This is a genomic window from Holdemanella sp. DFI.5.55 (assembly GCF_020593575.1).
Lineage (GTDB): Bacteria > Bacillota_I > Bacilli_A > Erysipelotrichales > Erysipelotrichaceae > Holdemanella > Holdemanella hominis.
Genome location: NZ_JAJDMK010000105.1, coordinates 1 through 4985, shown reverse-complemented (window position 1 = coordinate 4985; position 4985 = coordinate 1). Strand labels below are relative to the sequence as shown.

3 rRNA genes are annotated in these 4985 nt (G+C 51.2%); all 3 read right to left on the bottom strand.

The window, feature by feature from the left end:
* Positions 1-10: 10 nt before the first annotated feature.
* A 5S ribosomal RNA gene (gene rrf / locus LJE08_RS12665) occupies positions 11-124 on the bottom strand.
* 60 nt (positions 125-184) lie between these two features.
* Positions 185-3083 (bottom strand): 23S ribosomal RNA (locus LJE08_RS12660).
* 225 nt (positions 3084-3308) lie between these two features.
* Positions 3309-4849 (bottom strand): 16S ribosomal RNA (locus tag LJE08_RS12655).
* The 16S, 23S and 5S rRNA genes sit together here, the layout of an rRNA operon.
* Positions 4850-4985: the final 136 nt, after the last annotated feature.

The window sequence follows — 4985 nt, the reverse complement described above, 5'->3', positions numbered from 1 at the left end:
AAAAAAAAGGACCCGGCAGCTAGCTATCTTCGCAGGGGCAAGCCCAACTATTGTCGCCGTGAAAGTGCTTAACTTCTGAGTTCGGGATGAGTTCAGGTGTGTCCACTTTGCTATCGCCACCGGATCTTGAGTTCTCTTTCGATCCCTCAAAACCGAACAACTATTCTGAAGAAATTCCATATTCCTGATTAAGTCCTCGACCGATTAGTACCAGTCAACTCCGTACATCACTGCACTTCCATCCCTGGCCTATCTACCTTATCGTCTTTAAGGGGTCTTACTTCTTGCGAATGGGAGATCTCATCTTGGAGTAGGCTTCGTGCTTAGATGCTTTCAGCGCTTATCCTTTCCCTACTTAGCTACCCGGCTATGCCCCTGGCGGAACAACCGGTGCACCAGCGGTAGGTCCATCCCGGTCCTCTCGTACTGAGGACAGCTCTCCGCAGATCTCCTTCGCCCACAACAGATAGGGACCGAACTGTCTCACGACGTTCTGAACCCAGCTCGCGTACCGCTTTAATGGGCGGACAGCCCAACCCTTGGAACCGAATCCAGCTCCAGGATGCGATGAGCCGACATCGAGGTGCCAAACCTCGCCGTCGATGTGAACTCTTGGGCGAGATCAGCCTGTTATCCCCAGGGTAGCTTTTATCCGTTGAGCGACGGCCCTTCCATTCGGCACCGCCGGATCACTATTCCCGACTTTCGTCCCTGTTCGACTTGTTTGTCTCACAGTCAAGCACGCTTCTGCAATTGCACTCGACGATTGGTTTCCATCCAATCTGAGCGTACCTTTGGGCGCCTCCGTTACTCTTTGGGAGGCGACCGCCCCAGTCAAACTGCCCACCTGACACTCTCCCCGTACCTGTTCTCGATACCAGGTTAGAACCCCGGTCACACAAGAGTGGTATCCCAACGTCGACTCCTCGTACACTGGCGTGCACGTCTCTTTGTCTCCCACCTATCCTGTACATGTATGACCAGAATTCAATATCAGGCTGCAGTAAAGCTCCATGGGGTCTTTCCGTCTAGTTGCGGGTAACCTGCATTTTCACAGGTACTAAGATTTCACCGAGTCTGCTGCCGAGACAGCGCCCAAATCGTTACACCTTTCGTGCGGGTCAGAACTTACCTGACAAGGAATTTCGCTACCTTAGGACCGTTATAGTTACGGCCGCCGTTCACTGGGGCTTCGGATCACTGCTTCAGATCGCTCTTAACAGATCCTCTTAACCTTCCAGCACCGGGCAGGTGTCACCCCCTATACTTCGTCTTGCGACTTCGCAGAGAGCTGTGTTTTAGTTAAACAGTCGCTTGGGCCTCTTCACTGCGGCTTAATTGCTTAAGCACTCCTTCTCGCTAACTTACGGAGTCATTTTGCCGAGTTCCTTGGCAACAGTTCTCTCGCTCACCTCGGGATTCTCTCCCTGCCCACCTGTGTCGGTTTTGGTACGGGCCGCATATGCATTGCCAGAAGCTTTTCCTGGAAGCCGTCATCATGTGCTTCGCTACTTTCCTAAGATTTCGCTTACCTGTCACGCTCTAGCCTTTTGGTTACCGGATTTGCCTGGTAACCAGCCGCTTCGCTTCGCCCTCAATCCATTAAGAGGGTCACACTATCCGTCTCCGTCACTCCTTCGCTCCATATACGGGTGCAGGAATCTTTCGCCTGCTTTCCATCCACTACGCCTTTCGGCCTCGCGTTAGGTCCCGACTTACCCAGGGCGGACGAACCTTCCCCTGGAATCCTTGGGCTTTCGGTGTGTAGGATTCTCACCTACATCTCGCTACTCACACCGGCATTCTCACTTCTATACAATCCACCGCTCCTCACGGTACGGCTTCTGCTCGTATACAACGCTCCCCTACCACTATAGTTTCCTACAATCCGCAGTTTCGGTATCAGGCTTAGCCCCGGTACATTTTCGGCGCAGGGTCACTCGACTAGTGAGCTGTTACGCACTCTTTAAAGGATGGCTGCTTCTGAGCCAACCTCCTAGTTGTCTGGGCATCCCCACATCCTTTTCCACTTAGCCTGTATTTTGGGACCTTAACTGGCGGTCTGGGCTGTTTCCCTCTTGACCATGGACCTTATCACTCACAGTCTGACTGCCGGACATCCTTAATGACATTCGCAGTTTGATTGTATTCAGTACCCCGGGATGGGGCCATCACACATTCAGTGCTCTACCTTCACTAAGGTTCTTTCCGACGCTAGCCCTAAAGCTATTTCGGGGAGAACCAGCTATCTCCGGGTTCGATTGGAATTTCTCCCCTAGCCACAAGTCATCCGCTAACTTTTCAACGGTAGTCGGTTCGGTCCTCCATTGAGTTTCACCTCAACTTCAACCTGCTCATGGCTAGATCACCCGGTTTCGGGTCTGCAACATCCTACTTTCGCCCTCTTAAGACTCGCTTTCGCTTCGGCTCCGGTCTTTCCTCCTTAACCTCGCAGTCTGTCGCAACTCGCCGGTTCATTCTACAAAAGGCACGCCATCACCCCTTAACGGGCTCTGACTTCTTGTAGGCATACGGTTTCAGGTTCTCTTTCACTCCGCTCCCGCGGTTCTTTTCACCTTTCCCTCACGGTACTGGTTCACTATCGCTCACTCGTTTATATTTAGCCTTGGCGGATGGTCCCGCCTGCTTCCGACAAGATTTCTCGTGTCTCGCCGTACTCAGGATCCCATTAGGCTTCGCTCGGATTTCGGTTACAGGGCTTTCACCTTCTTCGGCCGGGCTTTCGATCCCGTTCTCCTATCCTCGCTCTTGCCATATCATGGTCCTTCAACCCCGGTCCTTGGACCGGTTTGGGCTTCTCCCCTTTCGCTCGCCGCTACTCAGGGAATCACTGTTGTTTTCTTTTCCTCCGGCTACTTAGATGTTTCAGTTCGCCGGGTACCTCTCTTGCAAGCCATGTATTCACCTGCAGATGACAGCTCATGTCTGCTGCCGGGTTCCCCCATTCGGACACCTCCGCTTCTTCGCTTCCTTACAGCTTCACGGAGCTTTTCGCAGTTTGGCGCGTCCTTCTTCAGTTTCGAGTGGCAAGGCATTCGCCGTACGCCCTTCCTTACTTAATCAGTGGTTCTCGTGTGTTTCGAGATGTTCTTTTTCAAGAACTGTTTTTTACTGTTTTCTCAGTTTATCTTACAACTTACGTTTTAGACCTTTTCTGTTATGTCTTTTCTTCTTAGTTGCTCAGTTTTCAAAGATCGATTCCTCTGAGAAGTCTATGACCTCTCAAAACTAAACAGGATCTCATACTCCCTTTTCCTTCAATTTCCACGTTTCTTCTTTCTCCTTAGAAAGGAGGTGATCCATCCCCACGTTCCCGTAGGGATACCTTGTTACGACTTAACCCCAGTCATCGGTCCTGCCTTCGACGGCTCACTCCCCGAAGGGTTATGCCACCGGCTTCGGGCATTACCAACTCCCATGGTTTGACGGGCGGTGTGTACAAGGCCCGAGAACGTATTCACCGCGACATGCTGATTCGCGATTACTAGCGATTCCAGCTTCATGAAGTCGGGTTGCAGACTTCAATCCGAACTGAGACGTCCTTTATGAGATTCGCTTGCCTTCACAGGCTTGCCGCTCTTTGTAGACGCCATTGTAGTACGTGTGTAGCCCAGGCCATAAGGGGCATGATGATTTGACGTCATCCCCACCTTCCTCCGGTTTATCACCGGCAGTCTGATATGAGTCCTCAACTCAATGTTAGTAACATATCACAAGGGTTGCGCTCGTTGCGGGACTTAACCCAACATCTCACGACACGAGCTGACGACAACCATGCACCACCTGTCTCCTTGATAACCTCGGATATATCTCTATACCTCTGCAAGGGATGTCAAGGCCTGGTAAGGTTCTTCGCGTTGCTTCGAATTAAACCACATACTCCACCGCTTGTGCGGGCCCCCGTCAATTCCTTTGAGTTTCACACTTGCGTGCATACTCCCCAGGCGGAGAACTTATTGCGTTAACTGCGGCACTGAGTTATTCCCCCAACACCTAGTTCTCATCGTTTACGGCGTGGACTACTAGGGTATCTAATCCTATTTGCTCCCCACGCTTTCGTGCTTCAGTGTCAGAATCCAGACCAGACGGCCGCCTTCGCCACCGGTGTTCTTCCATATATCTACGCATTTTACCGCTACACATGGAGTTCCGCCGTCCTCTTCTGTTCTCTAGCTGATCAGTTTCCAGAGCAAGTACGGGTTGAGCCCATACCTTTTACTCCAGACTTGATCTGCCACCTACGCACCCTTTACGCCCAATCATTCCGGATAACGCTCGCCACCTACGTATTACCGCGGCTGCTGGCACGTAGTTAGCCGTGACTTTCTGGTAAGATACCATCACTCACTCATCATTCCCTATGAGTGCCGTTTTTCTCTTACAACAGAGCTTTACGATCCGAAGACCTTCCTCACTCACGCGGCATTGCTCGTTCAGGGTTCCCCCCATTGACGAAAATTCCCTACTGCTGCCTCCCGTAGGAGTTTGGGCCGTGTCTCAGTCCCAATGTGGCCGTCCGCCCTCTCAGGCCGGCTATGCATCGTCGCCTTGGTGGGCCGTTACCTCACCAACTAGCTAATGCACCGCAGGTCCATCCATGTTCATGGCCTTAGCCACTTTAATAGCAGTCAAATGCTTGTCTGCTACCTATCCGGTTTTAGCATCCGTTTCCAGAAGTTATCCCGGGCACATGGGCAGGTTACCTACGTGTTACTCACCCGTTCGCCACTAGATTTAGAAAAGCAAGCTTTCCTTCCTCTCGTTCGACTTGCATGTATTAGGCATGCCGCCAGCGTTCATCCTGAGCCAGGATCAAACTCTCCATTTGATTTAGCTCTTAGATGTCTCTGACATCTTTCTTTACAATTGTTTGTTTGTTTCGAAATTGACGTTTTAGTTTGTATTTTTATTTCCTGTTCAGTTTTCAAAGATCATCTGCACCTCAGCAGTGCTCATCTATATTA